Annotated in this window: 6 protein-coding genes; all 6 read left to right on the forward strand. The window is 70.3% G+C overall.

All coding sequences use genetic code 11. The features are described from left to right. Window positions 1-26: 26 nt before the first annotated feature. Window positions 27-3536: a non-ribosomal peptide synthetase gene (locus A5750_RS06305; protein ID WP_066952862.1), complete on the forward strand. Its 3510-nt coding sequence runs from the start codon at window positions 27-29 to the stop codon at window positions 3534-3536. Further along, window positions 3533-4297 carry a thioesterase II family protein gene (locus A5750_RS06310; protein ID WP_066952864.1) on the forward strand — a complete coding sequence of 255 codons (765 nt, stop codon included), beginning with the start codon at window positions 3533-3535 and terminating at the stop codon, window positions 4295-4297. Before A5750_RS06305 ends, A5750_RS06310 begins: the two co-directional genes overlap by 4 nt. Beyond that, complete coding sequence (locus A5750_RS06315) at window positions 4290-5606, forward strand: polyketide synthase (protein ID WP_197505368.1); 1317 nt, start codon at window positions 4290-4292, stop codon at window positions 5604-5606. Before A5750_RS06310 ends, A5750_RS06315 begins: the two co-directional genes overlap by 8 nt. Beyond that, a complete protein-coding gene (gene mbtD, locus A5750_RS06320; protein WP_156659480.1) occupies window positions 5603-8608 on the forward strand; it encodes a mycobactin polyketide synthase MbtD in 3006 nt (1001 codons plus the stop codon). Before A5750_RS06315 ends, mbtD begins: the two co-directional genes overlap by 4 nt. Then, window positions 8605-15138 carry a non-ribosomal peptide synthetase gene (locus A5750_RS06325; RefSeq protein WP_067261652.1) on the forward strand — a complete coding sequence of 2178 codons (6534 nt, stop codon included), beginning with the start codon at window positions 8605-8607 and terminating at the stop codon, window positions 15136-15138. Before mbtD ends, A5750_RS06325 begins: the two co-directional genes overlap by 4 nt. Continuing rightward, window positions 15135-18847, forward strand: a 3713-nt coding sequence (locus A5750_RS06330; RefSeq protein WP_082959053.1) for a non-ribosomal peptide synthetase, incomplete at its 3' end; no start/stop codon positions are given. The genes A5750_RS06325 and A5750_RS06330, both read left to right, overlap by 4 nt.

Consider the following 18847-nt stretch of genomic DNA (forward strand, 5'->3'; position numbering starts at 1 on the left):
AGCCTGTGCTAATCCAGGGAGGGTTTGTGGTGCGTGCCTCGGCGCGCTCGGAAGAGGTCCGGGCGCAGGTGGCCGAACTACTCGGCGTCGGCGTCGACGACGTTCACCCCAGCACCAACCTCATCGGCCAGGGCCTGGACTCCATCCGGATCATGACGCTGGCGGGCCGCTGGCGACGTGAGGGCATCGCCGTGGACTTCGCCACGTTGGCCGAAACTCCGACGGTCGAGGCGTGGACCGAGCTGGTCAGCGCCGACTCGCCGGCCGATCCCGCGGAGCAGCACAACCCCGTGCCACCGCCGGGTGACGCGGGTGAGCCGTTCCCGATGGCCCCGATGCAGCACGCGATGTGGGTGGGCCGCCAGGACCATCAACAGCTCGGCGGGGTGGCCGGTCACCTATATGTCGAGTTCGACGGCGGCGCCATCGATCCGGAACGCCTGCGCGAAGCGGCCACGGCGCTGGCCCGGCGCCATCCGATGCTGCGGGTGCGGTTCCTGCCCGACGGCACGCAGCGGATCGCGGCAACCGGTGACGACTTCCCGGTCGCCGTCGAGGATCTGCGCCGCCTGGACGGCGATGAAGCCGATCGGCGACTCGCGGCCATCCGCGACGCCAAATCGCACCAGCAGCTCGATGGAGCGGTGTTCGAGCTGGCTCTGACGCGACTGCCGGGCGAACGTTCGCGCCTCCACGTCGATCTCGATATGCAGGCCGCCGACGCGATGAGCTACCGGACCCTGATGGCCGACCTGGCCGCCCTGTACCTCGGGCACGACCTGCCCGCGCTGACGTACACCTACCGGCAGTACCGCCACGCGATCCAGGCGCAAGAGGCGCGACCGCAGCCTGCCCGCGACGCCGCCCGCGATTGGTGGGCGCGGCGCATCCCGCAGCTGCCGGACCCGCCCGCGCTGCCCACCACCGGCGACCGCAGTTCGCGGACGAGCACCCGGCTCTGGCACTGGCTGGACCCGCACACCCGCGACGCCCTGTTCTCCCGCGCCCAGGCCCGCGGGGTCACCCCGGCGATGACCCTGGCGGCCTCCTTCGCCAACGCCTTGGCTCGCTGGTCGACCACCTCGCGCTTCCTGCTGAACGTGCCGCTGTTCGGGCGCCAGCCGCTGCACCCCGACGTCGACTCCCTGGTCGGCGACTTCACCTCCTCGCTGCTGCTCGACGTCGACCTCACGGGCGCCCGGACCGCGGCTGCGCGGGCGCAGGCGGTGCAGGAGGCAATGCGGACCGCCGCCGCCCACTCCGCCTATCCCGGGCTGTCGGTGCTGCGGGACCTCAGCCGTCACCGCGGCACCCAGGTGCTCGCGCCGGTGGTCTTCACCAGCGCGCTGGGACTCGGCGCACTGTTCAGCCCCGAGGTCACCGATCAATTCGGGACACCCGCGTGGATCATCTCCCAGGGTCCCCAGGTGCTGCTCGACGCTCAGGTCACCGAGTTCGACGGCGGCGTATTGGTGAATTGGGATGTGCGCGAAAGCATCTTCGCCCCGGGTGTCATCGACGCCATGTTCGCCTACCACATCGACGAACTGCTCAGGCTGGCTTCCTCCGACGACGGCTGGGACACACCGGGACCGTCGCCGCTGCCGGACGCGCAGCGCGCGGTGCGCGACGCGGTCAATGGCCGCACCGCCGAGCCCAGCGGAGAAGCGTTGCACGACGGGTTCTTTCGGCAAGCCGAGCGGCGACCCGACGCGCCCGCGATCTTCGCCAGCTCCGGTGACCTCAGCTACGGGCAGCTGCGCGACCAGGCACTCGCGGTGGCCGCCGCGTTGCGCGCGGCCGGCGTCGGCGCGGGCAACACGGTCGCGGTGATGGGCCCCAAAACCGCCGAGCAGGTGCCGGCGCTGTTGGGCATCCTGAGCGTCGGCGCGGCTTACCTGCCGATCGGCGCCGACCAGCCGCGCGACCGCGCGGAACGCATCCTGGGAACCGGCGAGGTGTGCTTGGTCCTGGTTTGCGGCGGGCAGCGGCTGGCACTGCCGGTGCCCGGGCTGATCCTCGCCGACGTGCTGCGAGAGCCGCCCGTTGTCACCGAAACTCCCTCGGCAAGAGTCGATCCCGGCGACCTCGCCTATGTGTTGTTCACCTCCGGATCGACGGGCGAGCCCAAGGGCGTCGAGGTGACGCACGACGCCGCGATGAACACCGTGGAGTTCATCGCGAGCCACTTCGAGATCGGTCCCGAGGATCGATGCCTGGCGCTATCCACGCTCGAAGGCGACATCTCGGTGATGGACATCTTCGTCACCTTGCGCACCGGCGGGTCGATCGTGGTGGTCGACGAAGCGCAGCGCCGTGACCCCGACGCCTGGGCCCGGCTCATCGACACCCACCAAGTCACCGTGTTGCACTTCATGCCGGGCTGGCTGGAGATGCTGATCGAAGTCGGACACGGACGGCTATCCTCGGTGCGGGTCGTCCCCACCGGCGGGGACTGGGTGCGGCCGGAGGTGGCGCGCCGCCTGAAGGCCGAGGCGCCCAGCTTGCGGTTCGCCGGTCTGGGGGGAGCGACCGAAACCCCGGTTCACAACACGATTTTCGAGGTCGACGATCCCGACGCCCTGCCGTCGGACTGGACCGCCCTGCCCTACGGGGTGCCGCTGACGAACAACGACTGCCGCGTCGTCAACGACGCGGGCGACGACTGCCCCGACTGGGTCGCCGGCGAACTGTGGGTCTCCGGTCGTGGCATCGCCCGGGGCTATCGGGGGCGTCCGGACCTCACCGCGGAGCGCTTCGTCGAGCACGCGGGACGCAGGTGGTACCGGACCGGCGACCTGGCCAGGTACTGGCCCGACGGAACGATCGAGTTCGTCGGCCGCGCCGATCACCGGATCAAGATCAGCGGATATCGCGTCGAACTCGGCGAGATCGAGGCCGCGCTGCGACGGCTGCCAAGGGTGGCGATAGCGGTCGCGGCGCTGCTCCCCGCATCGGGTGGCTCGGAGGTGCTGGCCGCCGCGGTCTGTCCGGAAAGTTCCGGCGGTGCCGGGTTGACGGCCGAGCGGATTCGGGAGCTGATGGGCGAACTCGTGCCGGCGCATATGGTTCCGCGTCACGTCACGCTGGTCGGGCGCATCCCGTTCACCGACGCCGGCAAGATCGACCGTCGTGCCGTCGCCCGCGACTTGGGCGCCAAGGTTTCGCTGTCCGAGCAGCCCCGCTACCGCGCCCCCTCGACCCCGCTGGAATCCGCCCTGGCCGCCCTACTCGGGGATCTACTCGGCGCGGGCCGGGTCGGCCGCGACGACGACTTCTTCGCCCTGGGCGGCGATTCCGTGCTGGCCACCCAGGCCGTGGGTCGTATCCGGACCTGGCTGGACACCCCCCACATCATGGTTGCCGACATCTTCGCCACCAGAACCGTTGCCGCACTTGCCGGTTTACTTACCGACCGCGAGCAGGACGGCGAGCGCCTGAATCAGGTGGCCGAACTCTACCTGGAAGTCATTCACATGGACGCCGACGCCCTGTCGGCTTCTGGGCAAGCCGGCGAAACCGGGAGGACCCGATGACGTCCGACCGGGTGCTGAGTGTGCCAACCGAGTTCGCATCCTGGATCAAGCGGGTGCCCAGCAGCAACCAGAGCCGGCGCACCGGCGCGACCGTCGTGTTTCCGCACGCGGGGGCGGCCGCGGCAAGCTATCGCGTGCTGGCTACCGCGCTGGCCGCGGGCGGCGACACCTACATCGTGCAGTACCCGCAGCGCGCGGACCGGCTGAGTCACCCGGCCCCCGACACGGTGCACGACCTGGCCCGGGGTTTGTTCGACGCCGGGCCGTGGAGCCGGGCGGCGCCGCTGCGGCTGTTCGGCCACAGCATGGGTGCGGTCGTGGCTTTCGAGTTCGCCAGGATCGCCGAATCCCACGATGTTGCCGTGCGGCGCCTGTGGGTCTCGGCCGGCCCGGCGCCGTCGGCCGTTGCCGCCATGCCGGCGCTCCCCACCACCGACGACGGATTGCTCGCCGACATCGCCGATCTCGGCGGCACCGACCCCGAACTGCTCGCCGATGAGGAGTTCGCCGAACTGCTGACCACCGCGGTGCGCGCCGACTACGAAGCGGTCAACCGCTACGAGTGTGCTCCCGGCGTCCGCATCCGCGCCGACATCCGCGTCCTGGGGGCGTGCGACGACCACCGCGTCGATCCGTCCGCATTGCGGCTCTGGGAGAACCACACCACCGGCGCCTTCGAGTTGTTCTTGTACGACGGCGGGCACTTCTATCTCGACGAGCACATCGATGCCGTGGCGCGGCGGGTGAATGCCGATGTCTGACAACGGGTTCACCGGCGCCTCCGATCCGGTCGCGATCGTCGGCATGGCCGTCGAAGCGCCCGGCGGCATCGACACCGCCGACAAGTACTGGGAACTGTTGTCCCACGGCCGTGAGGCGCTGGGGCCGTTCCCCACCGATCGAGGTTGGCAGGTCCGCGAACTGCTCGCGGGATCGCGGCGCAGCGGTTTCAAGGAGATCCACGATCGTGGTGGATTCCTCTCCGGCGCAACCACGTTCGACCCGGAATTCTTCGGCATCTCGCCGCGCGAGGCCGTCGCCATGGACCCCCAGCAGCGCGTCGTGCTCCGGGTGTCCTGGCGCGCGCTGGAAAACAGCGGCATCAACCCCGACGACCTGGCCGGGCACGACGTGGGGTGCTTCGTCGGCGCCTCGGCCACCGGATACGGGCCGCAGATGGCCAACTTCTCCCAGCACAGCGGTCACCTGCTCGCCGGGACCGCGCTCAGCGTGATCTCCGGGCGGGTCTCCTACACATTGGGATTGGCCGGCCCGGCGCTGACGGTGGACTCGTCGTGCGCGTCCGCGCTGGCGGCGTTTCACCTCGCCGTACGCTCGATCCAGAGCGGTGACTGCGACCTGGCGCTGGCCGGCGGGGTGAACGTGCTGGGCTCGCCCGGGTTCTTCGTCGAATTCTCCAAGCAGCACGCCCTTTCCGACGACGGTCACTGCCGCCCCTACAGTGCGCAGGCCAGCGGGACGGTGTGGGCGGAAGGGGCGGCGATGTTTGTGCTGCAACGCAAATCGGCCGCGCTGCGCGCGGGCCGCCAGGTCGTCGCCGAAGTCCGCGCCACCGCCGTCAACCAGGATGGCCGCAGCGCCGGGCTGAGCGCCCCCAGCGGCGACGCGCAGGTCCGCCTGTTCCGGCGCGCCATGACGCAGGCCGGGATCCGGCCCGACGAGGTCGGGATGGTCGAGGGGCACGGCACGGGCACGCGGCTAGGGGACCGCACCGAATTGCGCTCGCTGGCACAAACCTACGGCGAGACGGCGGCCGGTGCCGGCGCGTTGCTCGGCTCGGTGAAATCCAATGTCGGCCACGCGCTGGCCGCCAGCGGTGCACTTGGGCTAGCGAAGGTCATCGTCGCCGCCGAGCACGGGGTCATCCCACCGACCCTGCACGCCGCGCAGGCGAGTCCGGAAATAGACTGGGAAAGCCAGGGTTTGCGCTTGGCGAAGACGCTGACCCCCTGGCCCGCGGCCGGCGGGCAACGGATCGCGGCGACATCGGCGTTCGGCATCGCCGGGACCAACGCGCACGTGATCGTCGCCCTCCCCGAGGTCGCGTGATGCTGACCTCCCCACTGCCCGACGGCCGGGTGCCGGTGCTGCTCTCGTCGCACGACGAAGATCTGATCGGCGTGGACGCCCGGGCGATCCTGGACTACCTGGGCGCGACCGGCGCGGACACGGATACCGCGGCCGTGGCGTCCACCCTGCTGCGGCTTCGGCGGGTGCGGCGGCACCGCGCGGTGGTTCGGGCGGCCGACCGCGGCGAGCTGGTCTCCGGCCTGACCGCGCTAGTTGACGGTGAAGAGCACCCGCTGGTCACCCGATCCTCCAGCAACGTTGCGCCGTGCATCGCCTTCGTGTTCCCCGGCCAGGGCAACCAATGGCAATCGATGGGCGCCGAGGCATACCAACGACTTCCGGCTTACCGGGCCGAGACCGACCGATGCGCCCAGGCGTTCCGCGCCGCCGGGCTGCCTTCACCGTTGCCCTACCTGACCGGCGAACTCGACAAGAAATGGTCGCGCACCGAAATCCAGGGAGCGCAGTTCACCCACGCGGTCAGCCTGGCCCACGAATGGCGATTCCACGGCGTGCTCCCGGCAATCGCCGTCGGCCACAGCCTCGGCGAGGTCGCGGCGGCGTACGTGGCCGGAACGATAACGCTGCCGGACGCGGTCGCGCTGGTCGGAGCCCGCGCCACGATCGTCGGCCAATTGGCCGGTCACTACGCCATGGCCGTGCTTGGCGCCGGCGTGGACGAGGCCGAGTCCCTGATCGGTGAAACGGCGGGCTGGCTTGAAGTTTCGGCCGTCAACGGCCCCTCGTCGACCGTGGTGTCCGGAGACCATGACGCCGTGGCGGCCGCCGTGTGCCTCGCCCAGCAACGCGGCGTCTTCGCCCACCAGCTGACGGTGGACTATCCGGGCCACACCAGCGTGCTGCGGCCGCTGCGCAACCAGCTGGCCGAGCTGGTCCCCCACTCGGCGTTCTGGGACAGTCCGGTGCGATTCGTCGGCTCGACCTTCGGCGCGGAGGTCCGTGGCGACGTGGACTTCTCCAGGTACTGGTATGACAACCTTTGCAACACCGTGCGTTTCGACCGGGCGGTGGCGACGGCCCGAAGGCTCGGGGCCACGACGTTCGTCGAGCTGTCCGCGCATCCCGCGCTGCTGTACCCGCTCGCGGACCTGGTCGACGAGCGGACGACCGTGGCCGTCGGCTCGGGGCATCGCGAAGGGGCCATCACCGACACGCTGGCGGCGAACATTGCCGGCGTGGCGGCGGCCGATCCCGGCTGCCAATGGGCCAACGCGATTCCCGGGGGTGTGCGGCCACCGTTGCGCGGATTCCCGAACGCGCCGATGCGGGCGGTGCACCTGTGGGCGGCGCCCGAACCGCTGATCGGGACGGGGGAGGGCCCGGCGCCCACCGTCGCGGTTGAGGATTGGCGCCACGAGACGCGACCGGGCGCGGCGGGGGCGGACATCGCCATTGTCGCCGTCGACTCCACGGACGGCGCATTAGTCCGGCGACTGATGGATGCCGTTGCGGCGCAAGGCCATTGCCGGGCGGTGTCGCCGGACGACGCGGAGATCCTCGCGATCATCGCGCCGGATCTCCATGAGCTCGATGCCGTCGCGGCGATCGAGCAGATCGCCGGGCGGCCGGACGCAGGTCTACCCGACTACGCCGCCCTGACCGGCCCGCGATGCCGGACCGTGTGGCTGCTGACCGCCCGCGCCGAAACCATCGATCCGGACGACGCCGACGCGTTCCCGGCACAGGCGGCGCTGGCCGCGATGCACCGCAGCGTCGGCTTCGAATTCACCGACCAGGCCTTCGGGCATCTCGACCTGCCCGGCCGAGACGTCGGTGCCGGCACGGCCCGCGCCGCCGTCGAGGTGCTGCTCGGGGAGCCGGCGGAGGTGGCGCTGCGGGGCAGCGAATTGCCGCGCCGCCACGTGCGGACCTTCCGGGAATGCCGCGATTCGGCGACCAAACGGCCGCTGGGCGCCGACGCGCTGGACAACGTGGTGATCACCGGCGGCAGCGGAGCAATCGGCCTGCAGTATGCGCGGTACTGCATCGAGCGCGGCGCACGGACCGTCACCCTGTTGAGCCGCAACGGTATCGATGAAGGCGCGCTGCGCGTGCTTACCTCGAACCACGACTCCGAGGTGAGCGCCCCGCGGTGCGATATCACCGATCCGGCCGCCCTGGCGGCCGTCGCCGCCCGGCACGCGGGGAACGGCGCGTCGTTGCTGATCCATACGGCGGGCATCGCCGAGGCCCGGCCGCGTTCCGAGCTCACCGGCGCCGACGTGGCGGCGGTATGCGCCGCGAAGGTACGCGGTCTGGCGCTGCTGACCGAGGCGTGGCCGCTGCGGGCCGATTGCCGGATCCTGGCCTGCTCGTCGGTGTTCGGCGTGTGGGGCGGTTATGGCCACGCGGCCTACGCCGCCTCCAACCGGATGCTCGACGTGCTGGTCGCCCAGTTGCGCGGCGCGGGCCGCGACAGCATGGCGATCCGGTGGGGGCTGTGGCAGGCCGCCGGCGTGGTCACGGGCGACGAGATCACCCGCACCGAACGCTCCGGCCTGGTCGCGATGGCGCCGGAGCCGGCGATCGAGGCGGGCCTGTGCCGCTACGACGCAGATCCACTGGTCTTCGACGCCGACCTCGACCGGCTCGCGGTGTTCTTCGAAAGCCAGGGCATGTCAATGCCGTTCAGTGCGCGGCGAGGCGGCGACGGGGGAGCGGACACCCCTACCGCCAAGCCGCTCGCCGAGGTGGTGCGCACCGAACTCGCCGCGACATTGCACCTGGACGATTCGGTATCGATCGACCCGAGCGCACCGCTCATCGACCTGGGAGTGGACTCGTTGCTCGCACTCGATCTGCGTAAGCGGCTGCGCCGGACGGTCGGAAGCTCGGTCCCGGTCGCTCGCATGCTCGGCGGGATCACCCTCAGCGAATTGATCGATGCGTTGCGCGCCGGCCCGCGGGACGGCACGACACTCGACGATCGCGAAGCCAGAAAGGTTGGACTCCCAGCGTGACGGACACCACCGGAGCCAGAGCCCGTCTCGACGACGAACGCCTGGAATTGTTGCGCCGCAAGATGGCCGAACGTGGCCTGGCCAGGCCCGCCGTCTCCGCACCCGTGGCCACCTGCGACGAGCCGCGCATGTCCGTCGGCCAGCACCGGATGTGGTTCGTGCAGTCGGTGGACCCCGACAGCGCGCTGCTCAACGTCTGCGTCTCCTACCGCCTAACCGGCACGGTCGACATCGACCGATTGCGGAGCGCGATCGACGCCGTGGCCGCGCGGCACCCCGTACTGCAGACGACGTACGACACCGGTCCGGACGGTGACCCGTATCCGGTCATCCACGAGGAGCTGCGGCCCGAGTGGGCCGAACACGACCTGTCGGAACTGACCGATCAGGCTCGACGGTTGCGGCTGGATGTGCTGGCGCAGCGGGACTTCCGCAGGCCCTTCGACCTGGCAAAGGATTCGCCCCTGCGGGTCACCGCGGCCCGCTTGTCCGCCGACGAGCTGATGCTGTTGGTCACCGCACATCACATCGCCTGGGACGACGGCTCGTGGACACCGTTTTTCGCCGACCTGACTCGCGCTTACACCGATCCGGTCGGATTCGGCGGCGAACCCGCGATGACGGCGCCTCCCCCGGACGAAGCCGCGGATCACGCCGCCGACTTCGAATACTGGCGGCCCCTGATGGCGAATCTGCCTGAGCCGCTCGAGCTTCCGGGCCCCAACGGTTCGGTGGTGCCAAGCACCTGGCGGGCCCAACGTGCTACGACGCGGTTGCCGGCGGCCACCGTCGACCGCGCCGCTGCGCTGGCGCGCGAGACCGGTGCCACCCCGTACATGGTGCTGATGGCCGCGTTCGCCGCGCTGGTGCATCGCTACACCCAGTCAACGGACTTCCTGATCGCCGCGCCCGTGCTCAACCGCGGCGTCGGGACGGAATCGGCCATCGGTTACTACGGCAACACCGTGGTGATCCGGATGCGACCGGAGCCGCTCCAGACGTTCCGGCAGCTACTGGCCCAAACCCGGGATAACGCGGTTGGCGCCTTCGCACATTCGCGTGCCGACTTGGACTGGCTGGTGCGCGAGTCCAATCCGGATCGCCGGCATGGCGCCGACCGGATGACCCGGGTGAGCTTCGGGCAGCGCGAGCCCGACGGCGCCGGCTTCTGCCCGCCCGGGGTGCGGTGCGAACGAGGGGAACTACGCGGTCATTTCAACCAGCTGCCACTCAGTTTCATGATCGAGCTGGATCGCGCGAACGGCGGGCTGGTCGAAGCCGAGTACCTGGTTGAGGTGCTGGATCACCGACTGGTGGACCAGCTGCTGCGGCACTACGCGGTGCTGCTCGACAACGCACTGGCGGACCCCGACGCGGCGCTGTCGGCGTGCGCGCTGATGGACAGCGACGATGCCGAGTGGTTGCGCTGGGCCTCGACCGGTGCCGAGTTCGAGACCCCGGCCGCCACCCTGCCCGCACTGGTCACCCGCCGAGCGGCGCTGTCGCCCGATGCCGTCGCCGTGGTCTATGAGGGGCGTGAGTACACCTACCGGGACATCGACGAAGAGTCGAACCGCTTGGCACACTGGCTGATCGAGCAAGGCATCGGCACCGAGGACCGCGTCGCGGTGTTGCTGGACAGATCACCCGAACTGGTCATCACCGCGCTGGCAGTGCTGAAGGCCGGAGCGGTCTACCTGCCGGTGGATCCCACCTACCCCGAGGATCGGCTGGCCTTCATTCTGGGCGACGCCGACGCCAAACTGGTGTTGCGCGAGGCGGTTCCGGGGCTGTCGCGATACCCGGTCACCGCGCCCGCCGAGCTGGTGCGGCCGCTGGGCCCGCACAACACCGCCTACTTGATCTACACCTCGGGCTCGACCGGCCTGCCCAAGGGCGTGCCGGTTCCCCACGCCCCGATCGCCGAATACTTCGTCTGGTTCGGTGACGAGTACCGCGTCGACGAGACCGACCGGCTGCTGCAGGTCGCGTCGCCCAGCTTCGACGTCTCGATGGGCGAGATTTTCGGCACGTTGATCATGGGTGCCCGCCTGGTGATTCCGCGGCCCGACGGGCTGCGCGACATCGGCTACCTGACGGATCTGTTGAGCCGCGAGGGCATCACCTCGATGCATTTCGTGCCGTCACTGCTCGGGCTGTTCCTGTCGCTTCCCGGGGTCAGTCAGTGGCGCACGCTGCGGCGCGTGCCGATCGGCGGGGAGGCCCTGCCGGGCGAGATCGCCGACAAGTTCCACGCCACCTTCGACGCGCTGCTGTACAACTTCTACGGACCGACCGAGACCGTCGTCAACTGCACCAGCTACCCGGTGGAAGGGGCCCAGGGCACCCGGGTGGTGCCCATCGGCCGCCCCAAGATCAACACCCAGGTACACCTGCTCGACAACGCGTTGCGGCCGGTTCCCGTTGGCGTGATCGGCGAGATCTACATCGGTGGAACGCATGTCGCGCACGGCTACCACCGCCGGCCCGGGCTGACGGCCGAACGTTTCGTCGCCGACCCGTTCACCCCGGGCGGCCGGTTGTACCGCTCCGGCGACCTGGCCCGCCGCAACGCCGACGGGGATATCGAGTTCGTCGGCCGCGCCGACGAGCAGGTGAAGATCCGCGGCTTCCGCATCGAGCTGGGCGAGATCGCCGCCGCCATCTCGGTCGACCCCAGCGTCGGGCAAGCGGTGGTGCTGGCCATGGACCTGCCCCGGTTGGGCAAGAGCCTGGTCGGATACGTCACGCCGGCCTCGGGTGGCGGCCCGGAAACCGTTGAGGTCGAACGCATCCGAGCCCGGGTCGCCGCCGCGCTGCCGGACTACATGACACCGGCCGCCTACGTGGCGCTCGACGAAATCCCGATCACGGCGCACGGCAAGATCGACCGGGCCGCGCTGCCCCAACCGCAGATCGCGGCGGCCGCCGCATACCGCGACCCGACGACCCCCACTCAACGCCGCATCGCCGCACTGTTTTCCGCGCTGCTCGGCCACGACCGGGTGGGGGTCGACGACTCATTCTTCGACCTGGGCGGCCACTCGCTGGTGGCCACCAAACTGGTGACCGCGATCCGCTCGGAGTGCGGGGTGGAGATCGGCATCCGCGACGTCTTCGAGCTCGCGACGGTGGGCTTGCTGGCGGAACGCGTCGACCAGCTGAGTTCCGGTGAACGCAGACAGTCGCGGCCCAGGCTGATCGCGACCGCCCACGACGAGCCGATGCCGCTATCGGCCTCACAGCTGCGCAGCTGGTTCGCCTACCGCGTCGACGGGCCCAGCTGGGTCAACAACATTCCCTTCGCCGCGAAGCTGACCGGGCCATGGGACATCGACGCCCTGATCGCCGCCGTCGGCGACGTCGTCGCCCGGCACGAGATCCTGCGCACCTCCTACGTGGAGTTGGACGGGGTGCCCTACCAGGTGGTCGGTCCGGCCGGGGAGGTCGCCGTGCGCCGGGCGACCGGGCCCGACGACGCGTGGCTGCAGCGGGAGCTGGACGCCGAGCGCCGGCACTGCTTCGAACTGGACCGTGAGCTGCCGGTTCGGGTTGCGGTGCTGCACACCGCCGATGACCCCACCGAACACGTGCTGTCGCTGGTCGTCCACCACATCGCCTCCGACCACTGGTCGGCGGGGGTGCTGTTCGCGGACGTGATGACCGCGTACCGGGCCCGGCGGGCCGGGGAAACCCCGGCCTGGGCGCCGCTGCGGGTGCAGTACGCCGACTACGCGGCGTGGCAGGGGGCATTCCTCGGTGATGCGGGCGGCCAGGAGTCCGCCGTCGCCGCCGAGCAACGCGAGTATTGGAGCCGGCAGTTGGCCGGGCTGCCGGAGGACACCGGGCTGCGTCCCGACTTCGCGCGCCAGCCGGTGCCCAGCGGTGCCGGCGAATCCGTCGACTTCCGCATCGACGCGGCCACCCGCGGCAAGCTCGCCGAGTTGTCGCGCGAGATGGGCATCACCGAGTTCATGCTGCTGCAAACGGCGGTCGCCGTGGTGCTGCACAAGGCGGGTGGTGGCCGGGACATCCCACTGGGCACCCCGGTCGCCGGGCGCACCGAGGCCGAATTGGATCAGCTGATCGGGTTTTTCGTCAACATCCTGGTGCTGCGCAACGACCTGACCGGCAACCCGACGCTGCGTGAGCTGCTGACCCGCGCTCGGGAGACGGCGCTGGCCGCCTACGCCCACCAGGACCTGCCGTTCGACCGGGTTGTCGACAGCGTCAGCCCGGTGCGCTCGCTGTCGCGAAACCCGCTGTTTCAGGTCGTCGTTCACGTCCGCGACCACCTGCCCGCCGCGCGGGTGATCGAGCAGGATCCCGAAGGCGGCGGACAGGACACGGTGTGCACCGCGCTGGACCCGGTCTTCGACATGGCGCACGCCGATCTCAGTGTCAACTTCTTCGGCACCGACGGCTCGGGGGGAGTCGGGTACAACTGCAACCTGATCTTCCGCACCGAGCTGTACAGCCGAGCCACCATCGAGCGGTTGGCCGGCTGGCTGACCCGCCTGGTCACCGAGTTTGCCGAAAATGCTGACCAGAGTTTGCGCGATCTGCAGCTGACCGACGCAGGCGAGCGGCTCCGGATGCTGGAGCACTGGAGCCGGGGCGAGCGGCCGCCGCATGACCGGCCGCGCACCATTCCAGAACTGCTGCAGCCGAGCCGAAGCCGGGGCGCCGACCGGGTCGCGGTGCGCTGCGGTGACGAGCGGATCGATTACGTTGCGCTGCATCGTCGTTCGGACAACCTTGCGGCGCTGCTGGTAGCGCGGGGGGTTGGACCGGGGTCGTTGGTGGGGCTGTCGACGCGGCGGAGCATCGACCTGGTGGTGGCACTGGTGGCCATCATGAAGGCGGGCGGCGGCTATTTCCCCATCGATCCCGCGTACCCGCCGGCGCGCAAGCAATTCATGCTCGACGACGTGCAACCACCGGTGGTGCTCGCCACGGCCGACGCGGCCCGCAGCGTGCCCGAAGTTGCCGGCGTCACGGTCATTTCGTTGGAAGACCCGCAGGTGCGCGCCGCGGTGGACAACGGGGAAGCCGATCCGGGAGAACTGCCCCTCCCACACCCCGACGACCCGATGTTTCTGGTCTTCACGTCCGGTTCCACGGGCAAGCCGAAAGGCGCCCTGGGCACGCATCGGTCCATGGCGGCCCGGCTGGACTGGCAGCTACGGCACTACCCACCGAGAACCGACGACATTCGACTGGCACAGGCCTCGATCACGTTTCTCGAGGGCGGCATGGAGATGCTGGCCGGACTCGCGGCGGGGGCGACCATGATCCTCGCCGACGATGCCGAGCACCGCGACCCGGAAGCGCTCGGGGAGTTGATGATCCGGCACGCGGTGGCCCAGGTCACGGCGGTGCCAAGCCTGGTCTCCGCCCTGGTCGACAGCAGGCCCGACGCGGTGCGCGCCCTGTCCCGGCTGGTGTGCGGTGGAGAACCGGTGAGCACCGCGCTGCTGCAGCGGCTGGTGTCGGTGTGCGCCGGCACGGGCACCGAGCTGTTGAACAACATCGGTTCCACCGAGACCTCCGGTGCGGTGTCCCGCGGCCGACTGGAGCTGCCGAATCCTTTGGTGGGCAGGCCGGTCCCGGGATCGGACGCCTACCTGCTCGACGAGGGCCTTCGGCCGGTGCCGGTCGGGGTGGTGGGCGAGCTGTACTACGCCGGCGACCAACTGGCCCGGGGCTACTGGAAACGGCCCGGATTGACCGCCACCCGGTTCGTGGCCAATCCCTATGCCCTCGAACCCGGTTCTCGCCTCTACCGCAGCGGCGACCTTGCTCGCTGGACCGAGGACGGGCGACTGGAATTCGCCGGACGGTCCGACCACCAGGTACAGGTGCGCGGCTTCCGGGTGGAGTTGGCCGAGGTCGAGGCGGCGCTGGCGGAAGCCGACGGCGTCGCCGCCGCGGCGGCCCGCACCTGGGAGGTGCACGGGGGCACCTCGCTGGCCGGATACGTTGTGCCACAACGCCCGATCGGCGATGACACCGAGAAGGCCGCGTTCGCATCGCAGGTGCGCACCGCGATCGGAACGACGCTGCCCGGCTATATGATGCCCTCGTCGTTGACTGTTCTCGACGCGCTGCCCAAAACCGAATCGGGCAAGCTGAACCGGCCCGGGCTGCCGCCGCCGGCGGTCAGCACCAGCGGACACGTTGAACCGTCGCGCACCGACACCGAACGGGCGCTGGCCAAGGTGTTCGCCGAACTGCTCTCGACGCCCGAGGTGGGCCGCTTCGACGACTTCTTCGCCCTGGGCGGCGACAGCATCCTGTCGGTGCAGCTGGCCTCGCGGGCGCGGGCGGCCGGCCTGGCGGTCAACCCGCGGATGATCTTCGAGAACCCGACGGTGCAACAGCTGGCCGCCGCCGTGGATGCTTTGGCGACCAACGGCGCCGAGCCCGCCGACGCCCGGTTCGAGCCCATGAGCGCTTCCGGGCTTTCGGCCGAGGATCTTGCCGCCGTGACGCAGCTCTGGTCGTCGTCACGGGACGGAACGCCATGACGGCCACCAAAGATGTTGCGCCCGACATCGAGGACGTGATGGCGCTGAGCCCTCTGCAAGAGGGCATGTATTCGCTGACCACCCTCGCCGAATTCACTGACGGCGAGGCCGACGACCCGTACGTGATCGGCATGGCCGCCGACATCTCCGGCACGCTTGATGTCGCGCTGTTACGTGATTGCGCGACAAAGATGTTGGTGCGCCACCCCAACCTGCGTGCCAGCTTCTTCAGCCGAGGTATCGCGCGACCGGTGCAGATCGTCCCATCCCGGGTAGACCTGCCATGGCGCACCGTCGCCGCCGCACCCGAGGATGTGCCGACGCTGGAGGCCGACGAACGCCGCCGGCCCTTCGATCTGGAACGCGGCCCGGCCATCCGCTTCCTGCTCGTCGAATTACCTGGCGCGCGATGGCGTTTGGTGCTCACCGCCCACCACATCGTGATTGACGGCTGGTCGTTGCCGGTGTTCGTCAACGAGATGATGATCCTGTACCGGGCAGGTGGCGATCTCTCGGCGTTGCCCGCCGGCCCCCGGCCGTACCGCGACTACATCGGCTGGCTGGCCAGTCGCGATTCCGAAGCCAGCCAGCAGGTCTGGCGCCGGCACCTGGCGGGCCTTCCCGGACCCACCCTGCTGTCGGCCGCGCTGGGCTCGACGGAGGGCCGGCGAACTGGGCTGCCCCGCACCACCGAACTGCGGATGCCGGCCGAAGCCACCGCGCGATTGGTCGAGGAGACCCGGGCCCGTGGCATCACCGTCAACACCCTGATGCAGATGGCATGGGCGCTGGTGTTGTCCCGGCTGACCGACGCCCACGATGTGGTTTTCGGTGTCACGGTGTCCGGGCGGCCGCCCGAACTCGCCGGCGTCGAGACCATGATCGGTCTGTTCATCAACACCGTTCCCATGCGGGTGCGGCTCGACCCCGCCGCGACGGTGGGCGAGCAATGCCGCACGGTGCAGCGCAACGCCGCCCTGCTGCGTGAGCACAGCCACATCGGGCATGCCCAACTGCGGGCGCTCGGCGGCGTCGGCGAATTGTTCGACACCCTATTGGTCTACGAGAACTTCCCCTTGGACGGGCTGACCGCCGGCACCGAATTGACCGCCGCGGGTGCGACATTCCGGCCGTCCGCCCTGCAAACCTTGTCGCATTTCCCGATCACCGTCGCGGCCCACATGGCGGGCGGCGAACTCGTGGTGCTGGTCGAAGTGATCGACGGGGCGCTCGGCGACATCCCCGCCGCCGCCTTCGGGCGGCGGGTGTTCACCACCGCCGAGCGCCTGCTGCGGGACTGGGAGCGCCCGCTGCGCCAGGTCAGTGTCCTCTTCGACGACGAGGCGGTCCCCCCGCGCCCCGCGGGGGGGGGCGCCGCCCCGGCGGTCGGCATCCACACTCGATTTGCCGAGGTCGCCGGGAGTACCCCCGACAACCTCGCGATCAGCTGGGCGGGGGGCCAACTCAGCTACCGCGAACTGGAAGCGCTGGCCGACGGCCTGGCCGCCCGGCTCGCGGAGCGGGGGGTGCGGCCCGAAACCCCGGTAGCCATCTTGCTTTCCCGGGGGCCGCAGTACGTCGTCGCGATGCTCGCGGTGCTCAAGGCCGGCGGCGTCTGCGTGCCGATGGAGCCGGGAACGCCCCCGGAACGGGTGGAATCGATCCTGCGTCAATCCAATGCCTCGATCGTGCTCGACGAGGTGTCGCTGGTCGCTGGTGACCATTCCGCCACGAAGTTTCGCCCAGTCGAGGTGGCGCCCGGCCAGGCCGCGTATGTCGTCTTCACGTCGGGCACGACCGGAGAACCCAAGGGCGTCATCGGAACTCACGCGGCGGTGGTTGCCTACGCCGACGATCACCTGGACAACGTGTTGCGGCCGGCGGCCGCCCGGCTGGGCCGGCCGCTGCGCATCGCGCACGCGTGGTCGTTTGCGTTCGACGCCGCCTGGCAGCCGTTGGTCGCGCTGCTCGACGGCCACGGTGTGCACGTCGTGGACGAGCCCACCCAGGCCGACGCCGAGGCGCTGGTCGCGGCCATCGCCGAGCACGGCGTCGACATGATCGACACGACTCCGTCGATGTTTGCCCAACTCGCGGCGTGCGGTTTGCTGACGGCGGTTCCGCTGACGGTGCTGGCGCTGGGCGGAGAAGCGCTCGGTAAGGCCGCCTGGACCTTCATCCGCGAAGGGTGTGCACGCACCGGGATGGCGGCCTACAACTGCTACGGCCCCACCGAAACCACGGTCGAGGCGGTGGTGGCCGCCATCACCGAGCACGACGAGCCGTCGATCGGGCGGCCGACCCTGCACACCCGCGGCTACGTGCTGGATTCGGCGCTGCGTCCGGTGCCGTTCGGGGCCACCGGCGAACTCTATCTGGCCGGTGCCCAGCTGGCCCGCGGCTATCTCGGCCGCGCGGCGGAAACCAGCCAGCGGTTCGTCGCCGACCCATTCGCGCTCGGCGAACGCATGTACCGCACCGGCGATTTGGTGCGGCGCGGTTCCGACGGGGCGCTGCAGTATGTCGGCCGCGCCGATGCGCAGGTGAAGATCCGCGGCTACCGTGTCGAGCCCGGCGAGATCGCCGCAGCGCTCGAATCGCATCCCGCCGTCCAGCACGCCGGAGTGCTGGTGCGCCGCGCGAAGGCGGGAGCGCGGCTGACCGCTTACGTGGTGATTTCCGGTGCGGCGCCCCGGCCGCCGTCGACGGGCGAACTGCGCGGCATGCTCGGCTCCCGTCTGCCGCGCTACATGATTCCGCAGCGGATCGTCACGGTCGACGAAATTCCGCTGACGTCCAACGGCAAGCTCGACGAAGCCGCGCTGAGCGCCTTCGACACCGCCGAGGCGTTTTCCGGAGCCGAACCCGAAACAGCCACGGAAGCCGCACTGGCGGAATTGCTTTCCGAATTTCTGCATCAGCCGCGAATCGACGTCACCGCGGATTTCCTGCAGCTGGGTCTGGACAGCATCATGGCCCTGTCGGTGGTTCAGGCGGCGCGGACGCGGGGTATCGCCCTGCGCGCCAGGCTGATCCTCGAGTGCGCGAACGTCCGCGAGCTGGCCGACGCCATCGATTCCGAAACCGTCTCCGCCACAAGCGATGTCGATAATGGCGCCCATCCCATGCCGGTGCTGCCCAACGGCCGCTGGCTCTACGAACACGGGGAGCCGCGCCGGCTGGCGCAGACCGAAGCCATCCGGCTGCCCGACCACGTCACCCGCGAACAATTGGACGCCGCGCTGGCCGGCATCGTGGCCGGACATGAGGTGCTGCGCGCCCGCCTGGACCGCGCGACCATGACCCTGGTCCCGGCCCAGGCCGCCGACATCGACCTCACCGAAGTAGAGGTCGCCGCCGATCTGCACGCCGCGGTCCCCGATCACGTCGCACGCGCCGTCGATCGCCTCGACCCGGAGCGGGGGGCGCTGCTGGCCGCGGTGTGGCTTCGCCCCCCGGCCGGGCAAAGTGTCCTGCTGCTGGCCGCCCATGTCTTGGCGATGGATCCCGCGTCGTGGCGAGTGGTGCTCGGCGAATTGGACGCCGCCTTACAGGCTTTGGCCACCGGTCACTCGCCGGCTCCGGTCCGGGAGCATACAAGCTACCGACGCTGGGTCGGGGGGGGGGGGGCGGGCCCCCCCCCCCGGGGGCCCCGGGCCTGGGGGGCCCCGGCCGCCGCGGCCCGGCCCCCCACGCGCCCCCCCGGGGG

This window comes from Mycobacterium sp. 852002-51613_SCH5001154 (genome assembly GCF_001667425.1).
Taxonomy (GTDB): domain Bacteria; phylum Actinomycetota; class Actinomycetes; order Mycobacteriales; family Mycobacteriaceae; genus Mycobacterium.

Coding starts and splice junctions, on each gene's coding strand:
- A5750_RS06310 (WP_066952864.1), top strand. CDS start 3,533: ATGACGTCCGACCGGGTGCTGAGTGTGCCAACCGAGTTCGCATCCTGG.
- A5750_RS06315 (WP_197505368.1), top strand. CDS start 4,290: ATGTCTGACAACGGGTTCACCGGCGCCTCCGATCCGGTCGCGATCGTC.